The organism is Methylobacterium persicinum (genome assembly GCF_022179525.1).
GTDB lineage: Bacteria > Pseudomonadota > Alphaproteobacteria > Rhizobiales > Beijerinckiaceae > Methylobacterium > Methylobacterium persicinum.
This window is the reverse complement of the sequence record NZ_BPQX01000073.1, coordinates 1-1135: the sequence shown is the minus strand read 5'-3', so window position 1 is coordinate 1135 and position 1135 is coordinate 1. Positions and strand designations below refer to the sequence as shown.

Sequence of the window (1135 nt, the reverse complement as noted above, 5' to 3'; positions counted from 1 at the left end):
GTAGCTGTAGACGGCGGCGGCGGAGGCGACGGGGCCCGCGACGGTGTTGAAGACGCCCAGCACCTTCTGGACCTCGGTGAAGGGGGCGTTCGAGACGTAGACGAGGTCGCGGTTGCGCATGCGGAAGGCCTGGGCGGTGAACAGGCTGTTGGGGTCGCGCATGTCGATGCGGTAGACCACCGGCACCAGGGGGGTGCCGAGCAGCTTGGAGCCGGGGGCGAGGCGGCGCACGACGGCGGCGGGCTCGAAGCGGAAGATGAAGGTGCCGGCCGGGTCGGCCTGGAAGTCGGACAGGCCGCGGGCCTTGGCGAGGGCCTGGGCGAGGGTGATGCCGTCGGCGGCGAAGGGCAGTTCGGTGGAGTTGCCGAGCGCGCCCACGGCCAGGAAGGTCTGCGGGTCGCGCACCAGGGTGAGCACGTCGTTGGGCCGCAGGTAGATGTTCTCCTTGGGGTTGGAGACGACGGTGGTCAGCGGCACGGTGGCGGTGACGGACCCGCGCGAGAGGCGCACGAAGGTCTCCGAGACGGGCGAGCGCACGCCGCCGGCGCTGGCCAGGACGTCGAGGAGGCGGTCGCCATGGCCGGAGAGGGGCAGGCGGGCGCCGGCTACGGCCTCGCCGGTGACGGTGACGGCCTGGGAAATGGGCTTGGTGACCGAGACGAGCACCTGGGGCTGGATGGCCTTGCCGGCGAGTTCGTTCTCGATGAGGGCCTGGACGTCCTGGGGCCGGCGGCCGGCGACGGGGATGCGCCCGGCATAGGGGACGGAGATCGCCCCGTCGCGGCCCACGGGCTGCTCGGGGATCAGGGCGGATTTGGAGCCGGCGGAGAAGCGGTCGGCGACCAGGGGCCCGGAGAACAGGCCGCCCGAGCCCGCCTCCCACACCGAGACCGACACCATGTCGCCGATGCCGATCAGGGGCTCGGCCGAGGGCCGGTGGTCGCCGAAGGAGGCGAGCAGGCTGTCCAGCGGACGACCCCGCAGCGCCTCGATCACCGCGGGCGTCACGTCGATGATCTCGTAGCGCGCCAGCAGGCCCCCGCCCGCCTCGGGCACCTCCGCCCCCGCCTGGATCGCCGTCGCCGTCGGCCCCGCCGCAGGCAGCAGCGTGCAGCCCGACAGCGCCGTCGCGGCG

1 protein-coding gene is annotated in these 1135 nt (G+C 73.6%); it reads right to left on the bottom strand.

Going from position 1 to position 1135, the window contains the following annotated elements; translation table 11 throughout:
• Positions 1–1135: polysaccharide biosynthesis/export family protein (locus MFF22_RS24020; protein ID WP_238253258.1), on the bottom strand; the 1135-nt coding region annotated here is incomplete at both ends.